Here is a 20,396-nt window from a genome sequence, read left to right as displayed (position 1 = left end):
GCTGGCCAAACACTGTTGGGTCGGGAGTAACGTTGAATAGTGCCTGAATCTCGGTCACAAAGTTTTTGTGTTCGTTGCTTGCAATGTCACTGAGTGTAATCTATTGTAACAGTCAAGCAGCCGTCAGCGCCGCCAAGCAAGCGTCTTGCGACATGGCAATGGCACCTGAACTGTGGCTGTGGTATCACTCGTCCCGTCCGGTCGACACCCCGTGATATCAAGATGTTATGCTGATGAAAATGTTGTTGGGATTATTAGAATCTAACGCCCATACTGACATTCTTCTGTAACATCCTGCTAGTCAGGGAACGTAACCGGGGTTTCAGGACGTACGACCTGATCTCACTACGCAAATGCAAGGGAGTCACACCATGACACGCAAGCAAGCTGGTTTTACATTGATCGAACTGATGATTGTTGTGGCGATCATCGGTATCTTGGCAGCCATTGCCATTCCTCAGTACCAGAACTACGTTGCCCGTTCAGAGGCTGCTTCTGCTCTGGCGACAATTCGAAGCGTGCAGACTGATGCCGAAGATATTATGGTAAGAGGTTTGGAGCCAATCGTTGGAGATGTGGCTGCCGATGCAGCAAATGGTGATAATCAGCGCTCACTTGGTATTGCTGCAGACGCTAGCGGTGCAGGAACCATCTCCGTCGATAGCTATGATGTTGGTGGCGTGATTGAGATTATTTTCACTTTTGACGATGGTGGTGTTAGCCCGCAGGTGCAAGGTGAGAATGTTACACTTGCCCGTACCGAAGAGGGTGTATGGAGCTGCACAACATCTATCGATACTAATTTTGCACCTGGTGACTGTGCTCAAGAGTGATATAAAATGTTAAAAACCGCCCTTTGGGGCGGTTTTTTATTGAGTTCAATAAAGTGCTTCTTCTTCCTCTACCACGTCCTTCAGCAGCTCCAAAAACAGCTTGTCCGCATCGGAGTGCTCCGCCGGGTCTTCCGGGATATGGATGCTGGTAGTGTCAGAAATCTCGTTGGCGATGATAGCCAGCACCGCTTGCTCATTCTTTCCTTGTTCTGCCCCTTCCTTGAGGCGCGCTCGCGCCACGACCAGTGACTGCTCGAGAATCTTTGGGTCTTGCAACAGCTTGCGGATGAAACCTTTCAGCTCACTGATGATGCGTGTCTTGTGCATTTCGCCGGATGCGTTGCTCATGGCGTGCTCCTTGTCTGGTGGATGTCTGTCTTTGAGTTCAGCGTGAATTCTGGTCTAGATGACGATGCCTGGAACTCTCTTGAGCGCTTTTGAACGGTGGAGGCCAGCCCAAGCCTGTCTCTGAAGTTCATGAAACCATGTCTGCCTTTACCTGCAGTGTAACCCACACGTCAGCGCTGGTGGATATGTGACATCACACCGATCTCCAGCTTGCCAAACCACTCAAGACCCGCTGCGAGGAGTTCCATCTCGGCGATTGATGCGTTGCGTGAATCAGCGTCGTGGTTACATTGCTGAGCTGTTTCTGAGGCGGCTTCCATAGCACAACCCGGCAACTCCAGCAGGATATCCACATGCGGGGCCGACGAGTCGGTGTCAGCAGATGTGGTGGCATGATTGACGTAATGCAGTGTAAGGCCACTGCGCGCCTGCCAGAGGGGTGACTGCTGCCAGCATTCTTCGAGTGCGGCGATGATGTCGCTGCGCAGGGGGAGGGGCTGCTGCCGCGTGGGCTGCGCCAGGCTAGCCTGGCCGAGATGCGAGTCGTCTTCAGGGTCGATGTGATAGAGCACATCACTGAGCTGGGGGAATTCGGCCTTGAGGCGAGCCACGGCGTGATGACCGATGGCATGGCCTTCCGAGACGCTGATGCGTGGCGCGACCAGCAGGTGGACTTCCAGCACGATACGGCCGGCCAGCGTGCGGCTGCGCAAGTCATGCGCACCACGCACCTCCGGCAGTGACAGCAAGCACTCACGCATGGCGTGTTGCTGCTCGCGTGGCAGGGCGGTGTCGATCAGTTCGCGTGAGGCCTCCCAGGCCAATGAGGCGCCGATCTTGCCCACCATGACGCCAACGATGACCGCCGCGATGCCATCCAGCCAGCTGGCCCCCAGCTGGGTACCGATCAGGCCTATCAGCACCGCCACGGTGGAGAGCGCATCACTGCGCGAGTGCCAGGCATTGGCCTCCAGTAGCTTGGATTTCTGCTTGCGCGCGACCTTCAGCGTGGCGCGAAAGATACCTTCCTTGCCGAGCAGCGAGATGATCGCGATGCCGATGCCCAGCGCGCCGGGCAGCGGAATGGTCAATGAGCCGAACATCAGCTCCCAGCTGCGCAGGATGCCTTCCCAGCCAATGGCGCCCGCCACGGCCAGCAGCAGGCTGCCGAGCACCAGGGTGCCGAGCGTCTCGATGCGCTCATGCCCCCACGGATGTGAGCGATCCGGTGCCTGGCGGCCGTAGTGAGTCGCCACCAACACGAAGGCATCCGTCACCAGGTCTGACAGGGAATGGATGCCATCGGCGATCAGTGCCTGTGATCCGACCAGTTTGCCGATGACAAGCTTCGCGACACCCAGCACGCCATCCAGCGCCGCGCCGATCAAGGTGATGCGCTGTGCTTCACGCTTGGCGCTTGCCGTGCTGGCAGCATCTGCGGGTGACGATTGAGGCATGGGAAGGCTCGCTCAAAGGGGAGTCGGGTGCGTCATGAAGTCAGCGCCTACTCCTGCGCAGGCCGGGCAGAAGTCAGCGCACGCAGCTGTCTTCAGAGATCTCGCCGCTGGGGCGCAGGCGCCGCGCGAGGCTGTCAACGCCGATATTGAGTATGGCGGTGAGCACCAGCAAGGCAAATGCCTGATCAAACATCAGGTATTCGAAGCTCGAGTCGATATGGAAGCCCAGCGTTACCACCCCCAGCATGCCGAGAATGGCCGTCTCGCGAATGATGGTCTCGGCGCGGTAGAGCAGCAATGCGAACATGCCGGGAGCGACACGCGGGTTGAGCTCATAGAGCCAGCATTCGAACTTGCCCTGCGGGCGGCTGGGAGGCGGCTGAATCTGGTTGGCATGGCGAGCACACAGGAAGGCGATGATCGCTCCGTTGTGCAGCGCCAGCGCCAGCCAGGCGGGCAGCAGCGAGGGCCCCAACAGCAACAGCAGGATGAAGGCCAGTATCAACTCCGGCGTGGTGCGCAGGAAGATCAGCAGGCCGTTGGTCGAGTGTTGCGAGAGACGATTGCCCACATGGCGGCTGGCCAGCGGCCACAGCAGCATGGCGATCAGCAGACTGCCGGCGGTGCCCAGCAGGCCGAGCAGCAAGGTATTGCCGATGGCGGGCAGCAGATCGGGCAGGTGGCTGGCCCACTGCAGCAGGCCAGTCGCGAGCTTACCCGAGACCAGCGACTCGAATGATGCATTGACCAGCGGCGCCGGCCAGATGTCATGGCTGATGAAGCGCCACAGCAGGGTCGGGCTGACATCGGGCCATGGCCCCAGCCACCAGAGACTGGCGATGGCCAGTACCGGCAATACCCGACGGTGCCCCCACCATGGGAGCGTGGCGATCAGCAGATAGAAGATCCATAGCAGAGCGCCCGCCTCGGCGTAACGGCCCTCGCGAAAGGCGCTTTCCAGATAGAAGCCCAGCGTGGGCAAGCCGACGAAACCGAGCAGGACGCTGGCGCGCAGTCCGCATTCGAAGCGATAGCGGGTGTAGCTGGCCATGCGCCGCCACGCCATCGGCAGTTCAGCATACACAAAGCGCATCGCGCGCGAGCTGGCATAGGGCAATGCCTTGAGCGGCGCCTGCGGCAGTTGTTCGAGAATCTCGGCATAGACCTTGGCGAAGGTCGCCGCATAGGGAATCGTGATCGCGGCCAGCGCCGTGGCGGCCGATAGCCCGAACACCTGCAGCAACAGCAGCGCCCAGAACAGCTCATGCACCGCACGCAGCCCGGCACAGATGCCCCGCAGCAAGCGTGAGCGAGAGTAGACCAATGCCAATGGCAGCCCGATCAACGCGCCCAGCAGGGTGCCCCACAGTGCGAAGGCGATGGTCAGGATCAGAGCGTGCAGCGGGGATTCCAGCGCGCCGGGAGCCGGCGACGCCAGGCCCGCCAGCATACGACCCAATTCCTGCCAGGGATCGCGCGAGGTAACGGAGAGATCGGCGAAGGGAGCCAGTACCAGCATGGCGATGACCAGACCACCACCGAGGCGCAACAGGCGCGCACCGTCACTACGTGCCTGCCACCAGCGAGGGGGATGGCGCAGCTCTGCCGTCATGGTGGAGGGGTCAGCTGACATCGGATGACTCGCGGGTCGCCGCAGCGGGGTACAGGAAGTCCAGGTCGCCGGGCGCCAGCCCGTCGGTCGCGACATCCAGCAGCACGCGCCCCTGGCCGTCAGCCTGCTTGCCAAGCCCGATCACGCGCGTGAAGTGAGTGAGTGCCAACTCACGCTGATGAAGCGCTACCACGCTGGTGGCGTGGCGGGCGTGAATCAGCTGGATCAACTGGCTGGCTTGATGTGGGTCCACACTTGCGACGGGCTCGTCACCGAGGAACAGATCATGGCCTTGATAGAGCGCGCGTGCGATGGCGACACGCTGGCGCTGACCGCCGGAAAGCGCCTCGACGGAGCGCTCCATCAGGCCGGCGATCCCCAGTGGTTCGCACAATGTGGCGACCGCCTGCCAGTGGGCCGGTTTCGGGCGCAGCAGATTGAACAGGTTGGTCAGCCGTGAGTGCTGGTCCAACCGGCCCATGAAGATGTTGTGGTAGACCGACAATTGCGGCACCAGCCCCTGGCGTTGAGGGCACCAGGCGGCCGCTACGTCGCGCTGTTGCAGCGCGGCGCGCAGGGCTTCCAGCAGCGTGGACTTGCCTGCGCCACTGGCACCGAGCAGGGCGATGCGCTCACCCGGCAGGAGGCGAATATCCAGATCACGCAAGACCACCTCGGCGCCATGGCCGAGGTGGTCCTGTGAAAGGTGCAGCAGTGGAGAGGGTGTTTCCTGGGTCATGAGCTCAGCGCAGCAGACCGAGCTGTTCACCGACGGTCTTGATTGGCGCGTAGTCATCGTTGCTGGCCGGAATGAAGCCGGAGCGCGGGAAGCTCTCGAGCAGGTCCGGGTCCTTCATGTCCAGCAGGGCCGTGGTGACGTGGGCGGTGAAGTCCGCGCCGAAGTGGCTGTCGGCATCGCCACGAATGGTCCACTGATAATCCGGGTAGGCCGGCGTCTGCCACAGCACCTGCACCTTGCTCGGGTCGACCTTGCCGTCCTTGACGGCCGCTTCCCACACCGCGAAGTTGACCGCGCCCACGTCGTAGGTGCCGGCCGCGACCAGTGCGATGGTGCGTGAGTGGTCGCCGGAGAAACCGACGCGGCTGAACAGGGCGTCCGGTGCCTGCTTGAACTGCTCGCGCAGATAGTATTCCGGCATCAGGCGGCCTGAAGTGGAGGTCTTGGCGCCGAAGGTGAAGGAGTGGCCTTCGAGGGAGTCGGGCAGGGCGTCCAGCGGCTCGGCGGCATCGCCGGCCAGCTTGAGGTCGCGACGCGCGATGAAGTAGCTGCGGAAGGCAGCGTCTTCCACGCCCTGGGCGATGGCGACGGAGCCCGGCACCATCTGACGCGCCTGAACACCAGTCAGGCCGCCGAACCAGGCCATCTGGATCTGATCATTGCGGAAGGCGCTGACGGCGGCGCTGTAGGATTTGACCGGCACATACTCGACATCGACGCCCAGCTTCTCTTCCAGATAGTCGGCGACCTTGTCGAAACGCTCGACCAGGCGTGACTCGTCTTCATCCGGAATCGCCGTGAACTTGAAGGTGTCGGCCTGAGCCAGACTCATGGTCACGGGAAGGGCGGAAATCAGGGTCAGAGCAGCAGTGGCCAGCCAGCGCATGGGAAGCATCCTCAGCATTCACGACATGAGACATCATGCGGCGAACACCGCATGTCAGGGGGTATGGCGCGTATTGTTGTGTCTTGATCACGCAGGTGCAAGCCCCGCGCCATGCCTGAAGGATCGCTCAAGTGACGCTGAAGAGTCAGTAGCGCGTTGAATGGCTGCGCAGGAAGAGCTCATTTGCCGCGGCTGGGGCTGATGACTTGCTGGCGAGTGCTCAAGACTCCGGTGGGAAACGGGTGTCCTTCAAGCTGTCCTTGATCTTCTTGAGATGCTGCTGGAAGTCTTCTCCGCGGCGCAGCGTCACGCCGGTGGCCAGCACGTCGATCAGGGCCAGGTGGATCATGCGTGAGGTCATCGGCATATAGATATCGGTGTCTTCCGGCGCCATGACTTCCAGCACTTCGGTGCACTCGCGCGCCAGCGGAGAGTCCGGTGCGGTGATGCCCAGTACCGCGGCGCCATTGCTGCGTGCGAGCTTGGCGATATCGACCAGCTCGCGGGTGCGCCCGGTGTAGGAGATGATGACGATCACGTCGCCGGTATGGCAGGCGGCGGCCACCATGCGCTGCATGAGCACATCTTCATAGGCCATGACCGGCAGGTTGAAGCGGAAGAACTTGTGCTGGGCATCCGCCGCGACCGGACCTGAGGCGCCAAGGCCAAAGAAGCAGATCTGCTTGGCCTGGCTCAGGTAGTCGACGGCGCGCTCGATGCGTCTGGGGTCCAGTGCGCGACGGGCATCGTCGAGCGCGGCCACGGTGGCGCCGAGAATCTTGTCGCCATAGGCGGCGGCATCATCGTTCTGATCGACACTGCGTGACACATAGGGCGTGCCGCCGGCCAGACTCTGGGCCAGCTTGATCTTGAAGTCGGGGAAGCCCTTGGCATCGAAGTTGCGACAGAAGCGGTTGACGGTCGGCTCACTGACCAGTGAGGCCTGAGCGAGCGCCGCGATGCTCATGCCGGTGGCCGCAGCCGGGTCCGCCAGAATGACGTCGGCGACCTTGCGCTCGGAGCGATTGAGCTCGTCGAGACGTTCACGGATGCGATTGATGAGGTCGTGTACTGCCATTCGCCTGTTACCCTGCCATTGTGTAGTGAAATAACTACGTAATCTGGGCATCCTAGCCTCACTCGTCTGGTAGGCCAAGCATCTCTTTGGGTCACTTGATGATCCAGGGGCGCGAAGGACGAGGTGAAAGCGAAAGCGCCGCTGACTACCACTTTTAGGTAAGTTTACCTATTTGTGGGGCGAATTGTCTTGAGTGACAGCGGCGTTATCGCTACATTTGTTGTTAATATAACCAGCCATGTATCGCCAACGCCTTCCCGGTGCCGTGTGTCATTCGAGCCTCTCCTCGCCGCGCCAGCCTGCGCAGCCTTCCAGGAAGCGGGTTCGAAGTCGCCCACCTTGTCGGTCATTTCGGCATACAGGGCAGTTTCGACGGGAGAAATCGGCGGCATGAGTTCCGACATCATTCCGGGCGTGGATATTGCCCTGTTCGGCGCCTTGGGCGACCTCGCCAAGCGCAAGCTATATCCAGCCCTCTATCACCTCGACCGTGACGGTCTGCTCGAGAAGGCAACCCGCCTGATCGGTCTGGCGCGTCAGGATGTCAGCCTCGAATCCTTCAAGGACACCGTGCAGGCGGCGCTCAAGGAGCGCGTCAAGCCGGAACACCTCGAGAAGGAATGCATCGAGCGCTTCCTCTCTCGCATCAGCTATGCGGCGCTGGATTTCAGCACCGTGGAAGGCTATTCCGCGATCGCCGATTGGCGTGTGGATGCCAAGGGCAAGCCGTCGCCGCGCCCGCTGATGATCTATCTGTCCGTACCGTCGCGTATCTACGGCGACATCAGCAGCAATCTGCAGGCGGCTGGCTGCCTCGACGAGCACTCGCGTGTCGTGGTCGAGAAGCCGATCGGCTCTGATCTGGAGAGCTCGCGCGTCGTCAATGACGCGATCGGCGCCGTCTTCCACGAATCCCAGATCTATCGTATCGATCACTATCTGGGCAAGGAAACCGTCCAGAACCTGATCGCGCTGCGCTTCGCCAACCCGATGTTCGGCAACCAGTGGAATCAGAACCAGATTTCCCACGTCGAGATCACCGTGGCGGAGAAGGTCGGCATCGAAGGGCGCTGGGGCTACTTCGATCAGGCCGGTCAGCTGCGTGACATGGTGCAGAACCACCTGCTGCAGCTGCTGTGTCTGATCGCGATGGACCCGCCGTCCAACCTGGATGCGGACGCCATTCGTGACGAAAAGGTCAAGGTGCTCAAGGCGTTGCGCCCGATCACAGGCGAGCGTCTCAACACGGATCTGGTGCGTGGTCAGTACATCGCGGGCGCCGTCGACGGCCAACACGTGCCGGGCTACCTCGAGGAAGAGGGTGCCAACACCGAATCCCAGACCGAGACCTTCGTGGCCTTCAAGACCGAAGTCTCCAACTGGCGCTGGGCCGGTGTGCCGTTCTACCTGCGGACCGGCAAGCGCATGCCGGAGAAGCTGTCACAGATCGTGATCCACTTCCGTCAGCAGCCGCACTACATCTTCGATCCGGACCAGCGCTCGCTGGCGGCCAACAAGCTGATCATTCGTCTTCAGCCGTCCGAAGGCATCTCCCTGCAGGTGCTGACCAAGGACTCCGGTCTCGACAAGGGCATGCGTCTGCGCCCGGGCCCGTTGGATCTCGACTTCAATAGCGCCTTCCCCAAGCGCCGTATTCCGGAAGCTTACGAACGTCTGCTGCTGGAGGTCATCAAGGGCCAGCAGTATCTGTTCGTGCGTCGTGACGAGATCGAACACGCCTGGCGCTGGGTCGATACCCTCATCGATGGCTGGGAATCCCGCGCCGCCACACCGCGCCGTTATCCGGCCGGCTCCTGGGGCCCCGTCTCCTCGATCGCGATGATCACGCGCGACGGTCGCAGCTGGTATGAGGAGTATTGAGATGAACGCCACCGTGACTGAGCAGGACCCGCGCGTACAGACCGCACACTCTCTCGCCGAGTATCTGGCCGCCGCCTTGCGTGCTGATCTCGACGTTGATCCGTCAGCGCGTGCGCTGCTGGTGGTTTCCGGCGGCTCCACGCCCAAGCCGCTGTTTGCCGCGCTGCGCGACAAGCCGCTGGATTGGTCGCGGGTCGATATCACCCTCGCCGATGAGCGTTGGGTGAGCGAAGACGCCGATGACAGCAATGCACGCTTCGTGCGTGAGCACCTGCTGAGCGGTGCGGCCAGTGCCGCCACCTTCCATCCGCTGACCAACGCCGAGGCAGAGCCGGAAGACGGTTGCGCAGAAGTGAGTGCTCGCATCGCGGCGCTCCCCTGGCCGGCTTCCGCGCTGATTCTCGGCATGGGTGGCGATGGCCACACGGCCTCGCTGTTCCCGGATGGTGACCGTCTGCAGGAGGCGCTCACCAGTGCGGATTGCTGTGTGCCGATGCGTGCACCCAGCGTGCCGCAGGCGCGTATCACGCTGTCTCTCGAGCGTCTGCGCCAGACGCGTCGTACCGTGCTTCATCTCACGGGGATCGACAAGCAGGCCGTGCTGTCGCGCGCGCTGAGCGACGTCGAGGCGGTCAGTGAACTGCCGATTCGTGCCTTCCTGTCCGCGCCGCTGGCGCTTTACTGGGCCCCCTGATCACATCGGCCGCGGCCAGCCACAAGGGAGGCTGGCCGCGGCACAAGGAGAACGCCATGAGCTTTGAAAAACAGCTTCCGTCGACTCGTACCACCGAGATCGACAGCATCTGCCAGAAAGCCTCCGTGCTGCCGGTGATCGCCGTCGAGCGCATCGAGGACGCCGTACCGCTGGGCAAGGCCCTCTACGAAGGTGGCCTGACCGTACTGGAAGTCACGCTGCGTACCGACTGCGCGCTGGAAGCCATCCGCCTGATGCGTGAAGCGCTGCCCAACGCCAGCATCGGTGCCGGCACCGTGCTGACGCCGGAACAGTATCGCCAGGTGGAAGAGCTGGGTGTCGACTTCATCGTCACGCCGGGCACCACCGAAGCGCTGTACCAATACGGCGTGACCAGCAGCGTACCGATGCTGCCGGGTGTCGCGACCGTCTCGGAGCTGATGACGGGCTGGCAGTACGGTTACCGTCGCTTCAAGTTCTTCCCGGCGGAAGCCGCGGGCGGCGTCAATGCGATCAAGTCCTTCGGTGGCCCGATCAGCGAAGCTCGCTTCTGCCCGACTGGCGGCATTTCCCTGAGCAACGCCGCTGACTACCTCGCGCTCAAGAACGTGATGTGTGTCGGTGGTAGCTGGGTCGCGCCGCAGAAACTGATCGATGCGGGTGACTGGGATGGTATCCGCGAGCTGGCGCGTGAAGCCTCAGAGCGTTTCCACCGCTGAAGCCTGATATCTGGATGAGTGCTGGCCACTGATCCAGCGGTTGCCTGCCAACGTCATGCACGCCCTCGTGCTTGAGGCTGACAGGCTGCCAGTACTGCTCTCTCTCGACAGCTTGGCTGTTGCTTGTGACCCGTCTCTCGCGAGGCGGGTCTTTTTTATGCGCGTCATCTTGGGAGAGAGGCGAGGCTAACTTGTCTGGCTGGAGTCGCTGGGCTGGTTGTGATGCCGGTCTCAGCGCTGCGGCGTGCTCAGCTGACAGTAGAGATCATCCAGCAAGGACAGGGCCAGCCCATGTCGGGCGGCGGCAAGGCGCAACGGGCCAAGGATCGCCTCGACCTCGGTAGGGCGACCGGCGAGCACATCCTGCAGCATCGAGGCGCGATTGTTGGCGGTCGCGCGGATGACCTGTTCGACCAGCGCCTGCCAGCCTTCCCTCGGGGCAGAGATGCCTTTGCTATCCAGTACCGCGCTGATCTCCTCGACCGCCTGGCGCACCATCGGGGCAAATGGCCGGTCGCGCAGCTGGCCATTGCGAATGCGATAGCGTGCCACCAGGGGATTGATCGCCGCATTGATCGCCAGCTTGTGCCACAGGCGAGTCTGGATGTCCGGTGTCTGTTCGCACGCAAACCCTGCAGCCTTGAGCCAGTCACATTGCATGAGAGCGGCCTGGTGGGACTGGCTGTCGGGATCGCCGTCGCCGTCACTTTGCCATGCGCCCAGCCAGGTGTGGCCGCGCCCGGCGTGTTGCACGCCAAGGTGCTGGAGGTCATCCGCGGTTGAGTCAGCGTCAGGCGTCGGGCTTGCACCAGGCTCGGCTGGCAGCCAGGCGCCTTCGGTGGTGCTGGCGCATAGCAGGTTGGCGTGGCGTTCGGCCAGCCACGGCTGAGCACTCAGGCCATTCTGCCAGCAGATCACGGGAGTCTCGGGCGTGATATGTGGTGCCAGTTGCTGCCAGACGGCGGGTACGCCGTGGGCCTTGGTCGTCAGCCAGATGGCAGAAGGCTTTCTAGATGACGAGCCTTGCAGCGTGTCAATTGTTGAATAATTTATCCTTGCGCTAACAATGAGCGATTCCGGCGTGGTCATGTCGAGCACGACTGCTTGCCCCGCCATTGCCTGACGCCCCAGCAGCAAGACACGTGGTAGCGCGGATACTCCCTGCGCACGAAGCTCTCGCTGGCGTGCCGCCATCAGCGAAGCCGCCAGCAGGCGCCCGATGGCCCCCGGGCCGATGATCCACAGCCAGTTATCTTCCGGATCAGTCATTGTGTGCATATTCGTCATCTTGTCATGGAGAGCAGGGCAGAGCAGAGCAGAGCAGTGCGTGAGCGCAAGAGGAGGCCGGTTGTACTTCACCTGACCCGCTGTCAGCTATCGGTCTTGCGCCGTGACCCAGTCGCTCGCTTGCGGGGGCTCCTGGATGAGGCACTTTTACGAGAAGCGCCGTCAGTAGTGCTGCCAGAAGCTGCCTTGCCAGAAGAGCTGCCAGAGGCGCGCTTCTTGTAGGACGTGGCCTTGCGACGCGAGCCGCCCTTGCCGCCGCCCTTGCGCGGCGCGGGTGTCGCACCGCCGACGCTGGCCAGTGCCGTGCTCAAGCGGCTGGCGGAGCTATCGGCGAGCAGCGCACGCAGGTCCACGATCAGCTCGCTCAGGAAGGGTGCCGCCGGGTCGCCTTGCTCGTGGATCATGCTCAGGCGTTGCTCCCACTGCGCGGTGCGCTCCGGACGCGATACGGCAGGCGGCAGCGCATGAATCAGCGCGCGACCGATACGCGTCGAGCGCATCGCCTGGCCGTCGCGCACCAGATAGCCGCGATTGATCAGGGTCTCGAGCATGCCGGCGCGTGTCGCCTCGGTGCCCAGGCCATCCACATCGCGCAGCGTGCGCCGCACTGCTTCATCCTCGACGTAACGTGCGATGTTCATCATCGCCTGGATCAGGCTGGCGTCATTGAAGGGTTCCGGCGGGCGGGTCTCTTTCTCCTCGATACCGCAGTCGAGCACGCAGGCCGGTTCGCCTTCCGTCAGGGCGGGCAGTGGCGGCGGGGTCTTGTCATCGGCGGCTGCGTTCTTGTCTGAGGCCTTCTTGTCAGAGTCTTGCTTATCAGCTGTCTCCCCGGCCCCCGCAGCGCGCTGGAACAGCACCTTCCAGCCCTCGTCGATCACGCTGCGGCCACTGGCGCGGAAGGGCTCCTTGGCGAAGCGCAGCTCGACCTTGACCTCGCGATAGCGATAGGCCGGATAGAACTGGGCCAGCACGTTGCGCGTGATCATGCGGTAGAGGTTGGCTTCATCGCGCGAGAGGCGCGCATAGTCCGGCTCGCGCCCGGTCGGCGCCAAGGCGTGGTGCGCGCTGACCTTGCTGTCATTGAAGGCGCGCGAGCGCAGGCTGAAATCGGCGCCGCCACTGAAGCGTTCAAGCTCACGGTCACCCACGCAGGCACTGATCATCAGATTGGCCATGCCGGCGTGATGTTCGCGCGGCAGGTAGCGACAGTCGGAGCGCGGATAGGTGATCAGCTGATGACGCTCGTAAAGCGCCTGACAGGTGTCGAGGACCTTCTGGGCGGGCAGGCGAAAACGGCGCGCAGCATCGACCTGCAGCGCCGAGAGCGAATAGGGCAGCGGCGCGGGCTGTGACTTGTCGCTGGCCTCGACACTTTCGACATGGCCATCGCCGAGGGTGGTCAAGGTCGCGAGATGGCGGGCGAGGCGCTCGGCGGGACGGCTATCCAGCAGGCGCCCCTTGTCATCGAGTGGCAGCGGGGTGCCCTTGTCCGCCAGACGTTGCAGCCAGGGTGAGCTGGGCGCATGCCACCAGGCCTTGAAGCTGCCCGCCGCCACGCCAGCCTCTATCCACAGCGGGAAGAAGGCGCGAGGCTCGAAGGCCTCGATTTCCTCGTCACGGCGCACGACCAGCCCCAGCAGCGGCGTCTGCACACGGCCTACTGACAATACGCCGTCGTGGCCGGCCTGGCGCCCGGTCAATGTCCAGGCGCGGGTCAGATTCATGCCGTACAGCCAGTCGGCGCGCTGGCGCGCCAACGCGGCTTCATAGAGCGGCTGCCAGCGCTGATTGTCGTCCAGCTTGTTGAGGGCACGGCTGACGGCGGGGCGGTTCATGTCGCTGATCAGCAGGCGTTTGACCGGCCCGCGCCAGCGCATGTGCTCCAGCACTTCCTGTACCAGCAGCTGGCCTTCACGGTCGGGGTCGCCGGCATGCACGACCTCATCGGCCAGCTTGAGCTGCTCGCGGATGGTCTTGAGCTGACCGCGCGCCTGGCTACGTGGCTTGAGCTTCCATTGCTCGGGGATGATCGGCAGGTGGTCCAGCGACCAGCGCTTGAAGCGCTCGTCGTAGTCATCCGGCGGGGCCTGCTCCAGCAGGTGGCCGATGCACCAGGTGACACGGGTGTCACCGGCATCGATATAGCCGTCGCGCTTGCTTGAGCGTCCGGGCAGCGCCTCGGCAATGGCGCGGGCGAGGCTGGGCTTTTCGGCGATGATCAGGCGCATCGGGCATCCTGCGGTCAAAGGCTGTCGATATGATGATCCATACAGTATGCCGTTGGCCCGAGGCGGGGATCAATCGTCGTCGAGCGCGCGACGCGCCTGGACGAGGGCGCGATACCAGTCGCGGTTGGCGGTCTGGATCAGCGGGGGGCGATTGGAGAGATAGCTGACCGGGTGGTGGTCGGCGGGCTGATAGTTGCTGAGCATGTTGAGCGTCGCTTCACGGGCGCCGAAGGTATCGCGCAGGAACTCGATGGCCAGCGGCTCCAGCTCGACGCGGTAGTGGCGCACCAGCGCGATGGCCAGTGATTCGGCGGTGCGTGACAGGTCATCGTCGATCTCGCGCACCATGGCGCTGCCCAGGGCCGCCTTGGCCGCCGCGGACTGATTGGGCTCCAGCTGGCCGAAATAGGCGGCGTTGGAGCCATTGATGGCGCGCTGCACGGCCGGGCGTGACAGGTGTATGTGGGGCTCCAGCGCGAGGGCGATCTCGACCGCCATCGCCTTGGCCTTGTCGACACCGACGCGCAGCACCGTCTCGCGCGCCTGATAGGCGATCTCGCTGTCGACGCGCTTGATGCGGCTCTCGTTCAAGTGATCGGCCAGATGCTTGCAGACCTCCGCCTTGGCTTCATCGTCCAGCGCGATGGTCTTTTCCTGGATGCGCAGACCACGACGGCCCGGACCGACCCGCAGGCGGGTGGCGTCATCGGACATCTGCGAGGCGATGTTTTCCCAGCGCTTGGACATCTTGAGGAAGACGGCGTGGCTGCGCCCGACCTGCTCGTAGGCATTGGTCACCGTCTTGTAGAGGCGGATGGCGTTGGTGAGGATGTCGGCGCGCGAGCGCAGCGCGGCGCGATGTTCACGATCGCCTTCATTGACCGCGATCGCCAGATGCGTCACCTGCTCGGCAAGGGCGTCCATCGCCTGGGTTGAGCGCTCCAGCAGTACCTCGGCGCGCAGGCCGGAGGCGGCATCCTCCACCAGGGTGCCGGACTGCTCGGCCAGATAGACCGTCAGCGCCTTGAGGCGTGACAGGCCGGTGGCCTGACGAATGCGATAACGCGAGCGGGCATGCTCGAGGTTGTCCAGCGCGCGCGCCAGCTTCCAGCGGCCTCGGTATTCGAAGGTCAGCAGCGGAATCTTGCGCCCGCTGATCAGTTCGAAGGCCAGAATCAGCATCTCCTCCACGTCCTGCAGGGTCATCAGCAGGTCGTTGTCCTGCTCGATGGCCGCCAGCACACGCTCGATGAAGTTCTCGTCACGCGGCACACCGCTGTGCAGGTCGGGCGCGCGGCCTTCGAAGCGCTCACGCAGCAGGCCGATGGCCTCGGGGGCCAGCTCGGCCAGCTCATTGAACTGGGGCTCGAGCCATTCGCGGTTGAGGCTGTTCATGTCGCGGATACGCGCATGCAGGCCCACGCGACGGTAGACGTCGATCTGGCTGATGATGCGCGCGGCATCACGGTCATCGAGCAGCTCCAGCGCCGCCAGCTCGACCCCCTCCGGCGCCAGGTCCTGCTTGCGCAGCAGCATGGCCGCCGCTTCACGCCGGCGGGCATCGCCTTCCAGGCTCTCGACGATCAGATTGCGCGTGGCGAGGATCAGCTCCGGCACGGTGTCGATGACCCGCTCGATCTTGGCTTCGGTACGGTCATAGCGCCGTGAGCTGGTCAGGTTGTGGGCGATGTTGGCCACGATACCCGCGACACCGGTGATGACGGTGTAGGAGATGAAGAAGATGTAGTTCTCGAAGGTCGGTTCCTTGCCGTAACCGAGCAGATAGCCACCCCAGGCGCCGATCAGCGTCACCGGGCCTGCGGTCCACAGGATCTGCATCAGGCTCACCGACCAGGGCACACGCTCCACGGCCTGGGTAATGCGGCGAATCTCGTCGCGGCCCTCACGCTCCAGACGCACCTGGGGCGCGTCGTTGGCAGTGTTGGCTCGGGGACGAAAGGGGCTCGGCAACAGCAAGGCAGGCTTCCTTGATTGAACGGGGTGGGGCTTCTGGCACGACAGGGGCTGCCGAGAGGTTCGTGAGCACGAGCCTCGAGCGCAGCGCGGGGCAAAGGGTGTCGTCAACAGTAGCATTGGGCAGCCTTTTGGCTCCAGTGAGCAAGGGCCGCAAGCGGGTCGAGCGTGGTAGAATTTCGCCCGCCACTGACTGGCCAGCGGGTCTCGCCAGGTCGTCAGGCTCACGCTAGGACATCAAAAAGCTCTGGAGGTTGTGTGGAACGAGACTTGGAAGCAGGAAAGGGTGCAGGTGACGGGGCTGAAGTCGTGCTGCTGGACGGCGGCATGGGCCAGGAACTGGTGCGTCGTAGCGGTCGTGAGCCGACGCCGCTGTGGTCGTCTCAGGTGATGCTGGATCAGCCTGAGCTGGTGCGTGATCTGCACCTCGATTTCATTCGTGCCGGCGCGCGCGTCATCACGCTCAATACCTACACGGCCACGCCGCAGCGTCTGGGTCTGGCGGGTGTCGGCGAGTCGATCGCGGCCATTCATGCCGCCGCTGGCAAGGCCGCGCGGGATGCCATCGCCCTGAGTGGTGAGGCGGACGTGCGCGTGGCGGGCTGCCTGCCGCCGCTGGTCGCCACCTATCGCCCCGATGTCGCGCCGAGTGCTGACGAATCCTTGGCCAGCTATCGCCGGCTGGTGGAATTGCAGGCGCCGCTGGCCGATATCCTGCTGTGTGAGGCGCTGTCTTCCTGCGTCGAGGCTCGCGCCGCCGCCACCGCCGCACTCGAGAGCGGCTTGCCGGTGTGGGTCTCGCTGACGGTGAAGGATGACCTGACCGCGACCCTGCGCAGCGGTGAGCCGCTGGCAGACGCGATCAGCATGCTGCAAGCGATGGGCGTGGACGCGATCCTGATCAATTGCAGCGCGCCGGAAGCAATTCAGGGTAGTCTGGAAAATCTGCTGGCCAGCCCGCTGCCGACCGGTGCCTATGCCAATGGCTTCACCTCCATCGCGGAACTCAACCCCGGTGGCACCGTCAAGGACCTCAAGGCACGCGAAGACCTGGGGCCGGAGCAGTACGCGGCGCATGCGCTGGGGTGGGTCAATGCCGGCATTCGTATCGTCGGTGGTTGCTGCGAAGTGGGCCCGGCGCATATCGCCTGCCTGGCCGAACAGCTCAGGTCAGCAGGTTATCGCTGCGTCAGCCGCTTGAGTGAGTGAACGATGAGGGGCGAGGCTTCCTCGTGATAGACTTCGCCCCTTGATTCGCAGGTTCTGACGGGCATCGCGCCTGAGGAAACGCCGAGGCGACGACCGGGATGCGGTGCCTGCAGAGCTGTGAAACGCTTTTTTAGGGAGATGCCATGCTTGCCGAGTGGGTCGAACGGCTCTTGAGTTACGCCAGTGGGGCACTTGATGCCATCCGCGCCGATGAATCCTTTCCTGCCTTCATGCAGTGGGCGCATTCGGAGGGCGTGAACTACAGCGGTGGCGACGAAGCGCTGGCGGTAGCGCTGGCGCCGGTGCTGTGGAGCCAGACTCCGCTGGTGCGACTCGATTTCGCGCGCGAGTCGTTGGCACCGCCCGGACGCAACGAGCCTTGCTGGTGTGACTCGGGTCGCAAGTACAAGCAGTGCTGCGACAAGGTGCAGCTGCCGGCGATTCCGGACCACCTGATGTGGATGCTGTCGCTGCGCGAGTTCAAGGGTGAACAGCTCAAGGCGGCGCTGGCCTCTGGTCTCGCGCCGGCGCAGGCGCTGCTCGAGGCGGGGCTGATCAGCGCCGAGAGCGGCAATCGCGGTCGGGCTCAGCAGATCATGGAGGCGCTGTTCGATACCAGCGACTGGTCGCGTCTGCCCGAGCAGGCCGAGCCTGGCTTCGAGCTGCTGCTGGATCTCTATCAGGAGCGCGGCTTCACCCGCAAGAAGGCGCTGCTGCTCGATGAGGTGCTGGAGCGCGGCCCTGCCTTCCTGCGCGGCGTCGCCCTGGAGCATCAATGTCTGCTGCATCTGGACAGCGATGACCTGGGCTCGGCGCGCGCCGCCTTCATTCGTGCCCAGCAGACGCTGCCCGATTCGCCGACGCTGGCGTATATCGAAGCCATGCTGCTGCTGCACGAGGGCCAGCCGGAAGAGGCGCAGGATCGTGCGCGCTTCTGGTGGCGTCGTCTGTCCAAGCAGAAGGACATCGAGCCCGGTCAGCTGGAATTCCTGGCGGATCTGGCCGAAAACCCGCGTGCCACGCTCGCCGAGCAGATGGTCAATTCCGATGAGTCGCTGTCGGATTCACTGGCCGCCCTGCAGGCGCTGTTCGAGGTGATCGAGCATCCGCCGCGTCTGGCGCTGGAAACGCAGGAAGATGGCAGTCTGCTGTTCCGTCAGAATGCGGAGCAGGCCGTGACACTCGGGCTCTGGGAGGCGGTCTTCCCGGCGCGTATCGAGGAAGAGGCGGCACTGGCGCTGGATATCGATCCCTGGGATGTCCAGGACCCCAACGAGTGGCTGCAGCAGCTGTGCGCCAGCCCCGAATGGCTGGACGTTCCGGCGGTGTGCCAGGGGCTGATCCTGGCGCTGGCCAGTCGCTTCGGTAGCCTGCCGTGGATGTCGGATACCTTCTTCGTGCCGCTGGCACAGCGCTTCGATCGTTGGCTCGATCAGATCGAACAGGCCGGCGGCCTGTTGCGCTGGGAAGATGGCGACAACGCCCAGTTGCTGCGCTGTGGGCTGGGGCTGGTGATCGGCATGGAACGCGGTGAGCGCGAGCGTTCGCGCCAGCTGGCGGAGCGCCTGCTCAAGCTCGACGAGGAAGACAGCCTCGGCCTGCGTGAGCTGGTGCTGGATCAGCTGCTGCGCGAAGGCCGCAACGACGAGGCCGTGACCCTCGCCGAACATGATATCGAGCGACGTGCCGTCGATGAGGAAATGCCGCTGTTGGGCATCCTGATGGGCCAGGTGCTGGCGCTCTATCGACTGGGTCGCGACAAGGACGCCGAGCAGGCACTCGAGATCGTGCGGGAAGCCAATTCGCATCTGATAAGCCTGCTGTTGGCGGAGCATCCGCGGCCGGTGAGTCTGGCGGTGGAAGCGCCGGAACCCGGCACGCGTGGTGAGGCCTGGCAGTACCGCACCCTGATGCGCGACCAGTGGAAGCGCAGCGAAGGCGCGCTTGCCTGGCTGGCCAAGCATCGCTGAGCCGGTGTCAAAGGCCGCTCATGCTGCCTGACGAGTGATCGCAAGCGCTCGCATGACAAGACCTCGTGTGACAAGGCCCGTATGAAAAACCCCGCAGTGCCACGGCACTGCGGGGTTTTTTCGTGTCTTGCCTTGCATCGCGAGGCGGACTCAGGGGGAAGCGCGAACAGGTGCGATCACTGCTGCTTGCCTTGCTGACGCAGTCGCCAGGCTTCTCGAATGGCACCGCGTAGCCCCGGCGTCTGGCCGACCTGGATGGCCTCCAGCGTCGCGGCGAAGGCATCCGGTGTGGCGCGCCAATCCGGGGGCTGGATGGCGCCTGCACTGCTGATGCCGACCCTGTCCAGTGGCGGTGGCGAGCGCTCGGGCAGTGCCCCGAAAAGCCGCATGCGGCTGTCCTGCACCTGGCGCAGACGATGGCGAAGATCCTTGTAGCGTGAGCCGAAGGGGCGTGTGGCCAGAGTGATCAGGGCCGCCAGAATCCGTTCTTGCCACTCGGGGCGTGCCGGGTTGCGGTAGGCGACGCCGCGTTGCGAGGCTGCGCCTGCCTGACGGCGGTCCTTGAGCCAGTGCGGGGCCGTCCTGTCGAGCGCCTCGCCTTCGAACAGGATGCCGGCGTTGACCTGCTGGCCACCGTGCACGCGGGTGAAGGGCAGGATGACGCAGTCCTCGAGCATGGCGCCTTCTTCCACGTAGCTGCCCTGTTCCAGGCAGCAGTGTCCCTTGAGCAGCACGCCGGGCTCCACATGGGTGGTGATGCCGGCGAAGCCGCCAGTGAGGCGCGATTCCTCCAGGCGTGTCGCGCCGGCGGCGTAGTAGACGTGGTGCAGGTCCTGCTCGCCGGGCAATACTCCGCGTTCGCCATGCGGTGTCAGGCCTGAGTCATCGGCATCGAGTGCCTGCATCACCAGGGCGTGATAGTGCGACAGCGAGGCCAGCAGGGCCGGCCCCAGCCCAGGATTGTCGCGCAGCTCCGGCCAGTGCAGGCGAGCGAGCGACGGGTCTGCCACGCTGGCCGGATGGCAGACCGGCGCGCCCGACGCCATGGCCTGCTCGCTGATCGCGAGGCTGTCATCCTTGAACCACTCCGGCATCAGCAGCACATCGGCACGCAGTACCGGGGCGGGCAGGGCAGCCATGGCGCCGAGTCGCTTGATCTGCTCGCGCGGATCTCGCTCGCCGGGCATCGGCAGAATGTCGAGATCGATGCCCCAGCGTGAGCCATCGGCGATACGCGCCCGGAACCACTCGGGGTCACGGGCGATGATCAGGCTGATATGCGTCACGCCTCGCCCGACCAGCAGGTCGAGGTTGCGCTCCAGTACGCTGCGGCCAGCAATCGGCAGCAGCGCCGGTGAGTAACGGCGGTCAATCGGCGCGACTTCCTGGCCGAGGCGGTCCGCCAACAGGATCACATGCATTGCACACCTCCTTGGCATGAGTCGTGATATTGGCGCAGCGCTGCACGAATGAGAGAG

16 protein-coding genes are annotated in these 20,396 nt (G+C 63.7%); 6 read left to right on the top strand and 10 right to left on the bottom strand.

Features of this window, described 5'->3' with window-relative positions:
* The first annotated feature begins 371 nt into the window (after positions 1–371).
* The gene (locus MSG32_RS10530) at positions 372–833 is read left to right on the top strand and encodes a pilin (protein WP_248379467.1); all 462 of its coding nucleotides are present in this window, start codon (positions 372–374) and stop codon (positions 831–833) included.
* Positions 834–878: 45 nt separating this feature from the next.
* Here the strand turns inward: MSG32_RS10530 and MSG32_RS10525 are convergent, their stop codons facing one another.
* The 6 genes from MSG32_RS10525 to MSG32_RS10500 form a co-directional block, all read right to left on the bottom strand.
* Complete coding sequence (locus MSG32_RS10525) at positions 879–1,181, bottom strand: hypothetical protein (RefSeq protein ID WP_043332474.1); 303 nt, start codon at positions 1,179–1,181, stop codon at positions 879–881.
* A gap of 170 nt (positions 1,182–1,351) precedes the next feature.
* Positions 1,352–2,638: a cation diffusion facilitator family transporter gene (locus tag MSG32_RS10520; protein WP_248379466.1), complete on the bottom strand. Its 1,287-nt coding sequence runs from the start codon at positions 2,636–2,638 to the stop codon at positions 1,352–1,354.
* Between the two features lie 73 nt (positions 2,639–2,711).
* Complete coding sequence (locus tag MSG32_RS10515) at positions 2,712–4,271, bottom strand: ABC transporter permease (RefSeq protein ID WP_248379465.1); 1,560 nt, start codon at positions 4,269–4,271, stop codon at positions 2,712–2,714.
* Entirely contained in the window at positions 4,261–4,989 is a 729-nt protein-coding gene (locus MSG32_RS10510; RefSeq protein ID WP_248379464.1) for an ATP-binding cassette domain-containing protein, read from the bottom strand. Before MSG32_RS10510 ends, MSG32_RS10515 begins: the two co-directional genes overlap by 11 nt.
* 4 nt (positions 4,990–4,993) lie before the next feature.
* Positions 4,994–5,875 carry a putative selenate ABC transporter substrate-binding protein gene (locus tag MSG32_RS10505; RefSeq protein WP_248379463.1) on the bottom strand — a complete coding sequence of 294 codons (882 nt, stop codon included), beginning with the start codon at positions 5,873–5,875 and terminating at the stop codon, positions 4,994–4,996.
* A gap of 220 nt (positions 5,876–6,095) precedes the next feature.
* Entirely contained in the window at positions 6,096–6,953 is an 858-nt protein-coding gene (locus MSG32_RS10500; RefSeq protein ID WP_043332471.1) for a MurR/RpiR family transcriptional regulator, read from the bottom strand.
* Between the two features lie 390 nt (positions 6,954–7,343).
* Here MSG32_RS10500 and zwf point away from each other — a divergent pair, with 390 nt between their 5' ends.
* The 3 genes from zwf to MSG32_RS10485 are packed head-to-tail and all read left to right on the top strand — an operon-like array spanning position 7,344 to position 10,247.
* Positions 7,344–8,834, top strand: a complete 1,491-nt coding sequence (gene zwf, locus MSG32_RS10495; RefSeq protein WP_043332469.1) for a glucose-6-phosphate dehydrogenase — start codon at positions 7,344–7,346, stop codon at positions 8,832–8,834.
* A gap of 1 nt (position 8,835) precedes the next feature.
* On the top strand, positions 8,836–9,528 hold the full coding sequence (pgl, locus tag MSG32_RS10490; RefSeq protein WP_248379462.1) for a 6-phosphogluconolactonase: 693 nt from the start codon (positions 8,836–8,838) through the stop codon (positions 9,526–9,528).
* Positions 9,529–9,584: 56 nt separating this feature from the next.
* Positions 9,585–10,247: a bifunctional 4-hydroxy-2-oxoglutarate aldolase/2-dehydro-3-deoxy-phosphogluconate aldolase gene (locus MSG32_RS10485; protein WP_043332465.1), complete on the top strand. Its 663-nt coding sequence runs from the start codon at positions 9,585–9,587 to the stop codon at positions 10,245–10,247.
* 231 nt (positions 10,248–10,478) lie between these two features.
* Here the strand turns inward: MSG32_RS10485 and MSG32_RS10480 are convergent, their stop codons facing one another.
* The 3 genes from MSG32_RS10480 to MSG32_RS10470 form a co-directional block, all read right to left on the bottom strand.
* Entirely contained in the window at positions 10,479–11,525 is a 1,047-nt protein-coding gene (locus MSG32_RS10480; RefSeq protein WP_248379460.1) for a 2-dehydropantoate 2-reductase, read from the bottom strand.
* A 92-nt stretch (positions 11,526–11,617) separates the two neighbouring features.
* Positions 11,618–13,765, bottom strand: a complete 2,148-nt coding sequence (locus MSG32_RS10475; RefSeq protein ID WP_248379454.1) for a DNA topoisomerase III — start codon at positions 13,763–13,765, stop codon at positions 11,618–11,620.
* Positions 13,766–13,834: 69 nt separating this feature from the next.
* Complete coding sequence (locus MSG32_RS10470; RefSeq protein ID WP_043332458.1) at positions 13,835–15,742, bottom strand: hypothetical protein; 1,908 nt, start codon at positions 15,740–15,742, stop codon at positions 13,835–13,837.
* 267 nt (positions 15,743–16,009) lie between these two features.
* On the opposite strand from MSG32_RS10470, the gene MSG32_RS10465 reads away from it, so the two are divergent.
* Positions 16,010–16,948, top strand: a complete 939-nt coding sequence (locus MSG32_RS10465; protein WP_248379451.1) for a homocysteine S-methyltransferase family protein — start codon at positions 16,010–16,012, stop codon at positions 16,946–16,948.
* Between the two features lie 143 nt (positions 16,949–17,091).
* Positions 17,092–18,918 carry an SEC-C domain-containing protein gene (locus MSG32_RS10460; RefSeq protein WP_153635197.1) on the top strand — a complete coding sequence of 609 codons (1,827 nt, stop codon included), beginning with the start codon at positions 17,092–17,094 and terminating at the stop codon, positions 18,916–18,918.
* A 176-nt stretch (positions 18,919–19,094) separates the two neighbouring features.
* Here MSG32_RS10460 and MSG32_RS10455 read toward each other — a convergent pair whose 3' ends face one another.
* Positions 19,095–20,339, bottom strand: a complete 1,245-nt coding sequence (locus MSG32_RS10455) for a hypothetical protein (RefSeq protein WP_248379448.1) — start codon at positions 20,337–20,339, stop codon at positions 19,095–19,097.
* Positions 20,340–20,396: the final 57 nt, after the last annotated feature.

Origin of the sequence: Cobetia sp. 1CM21F, from assembly GCF_023161745.1 — a bacterium.
GTDB lineage: Bacteria > Pseudomonadota > Gammaproteobacteria > Pseudomonadales > Halomonadaceae > Cobetia > Cobetia amphilecti.
This window is presented reverse-complemented; position numbering and strand designations above follow the sequence as displayed.

Excerpts from the sequence above, each read along its gene's own strand:
- MSG32_RS10460 (WP_153635197.1), top strand. The coding sequence starts at position 17,092 with ATGCTTGCCGAGTGGGTCGAACGGCTCTTGAGTTACGCCAGTGGGGCA.
- MSG32_RS10500 (WP_043332471.1), bottom strand. The coding sequence starts at position 6,953 with ATGGCAGTACACGACCTCATCAATCGCATCCGTGAACGTCTCGACGAG.
- MSG32_RS10485 (WP_043332465.1), top strand. The coding sequence starts at position 9,585 with ATGAGCTTTGAAAAACAGCTTCCGTCGACTCGTACCACCGAGATCGAC.
- MSG32_RS10480 (WP_248379460.1), bottom strand. The coding sequence starts at position 11,525 with ATGCACACAATGACTGATCCGGAAGATAACTGGCTGTGGATCATCGGC.
- MSG32_RS10505 (WP_248379463.1), bottom strand. The coding sequence starts at position 5,875 with ATGCGCTGGCTGGCCACTGCTGCTCTGACCCTGATTTCCGCCCTTCCC.
- MSG32_RS10510 (WP_248379464.1), bottom strand. The coding sequence starts at position 4,989 with ATGACCCAGGAAACACCCTCTCCACTGCTGCACCTTTCACAGGACCAC.
- zwf (WP_043332469.1), top strand. The coding sequence starts at position 7,344 with ATGAGTTCCGACATCATTCCGGGCGTGGATATTGCCCTGTTCGGCGCC.
- MSG32_RS10475 (WP_248379454.1), bottom strand. The coding sequence starts at position 13,765 with ATGCGCCTGATCATCGCCGAAAAGCCCAGCCTCGCCCGCGCCATTGCC.
- MSG32_RS10525 (WP_043332474.1), bottom strand. The coding sequence starts at position 1,181 with ATGAGCAACGCATCCGGCGAAATGCACAAGACACGCATCATCAGTGAG.
- MSG32_RS10530 (WP_248379467.1), top strand. The coding sequence starts at position 372 with ATGACACGCAAGCAAGCTGGTTTTACATTGATCGAACTGATGATTGTT.
- MSG32_RS10520 (WP_248379466.1), bottom strand. The coding sequence starts at position 2,638 with ATGCCTCAATCGTCACCCGCAGATGCTGCCAGCACGGCAAGCGCCAAG.
- pgl (WP_248379462.1), top strand. The coding sequence starts at position 8,836 with ATGAACGCCACCGTGACTGAGCAGGACCCGCGCGTACAGACCGCACAC.
- MSG32_RS10515 (WP_248379465.1), bottom strand. The coding sequence starts at position 4,271 with ATGTCAGCTGACCCCTCCACCATGACGGCAGAGCTGCGCCATCCCCCT.
- MSG32_RS10455 (WP_248379448.1), bottom strand. The coding sequence starts at position 20,339 with ATGCATGTGATCCTGTTGGCGGACCGCCTCGGCCAGGAAGTCGCGCCG.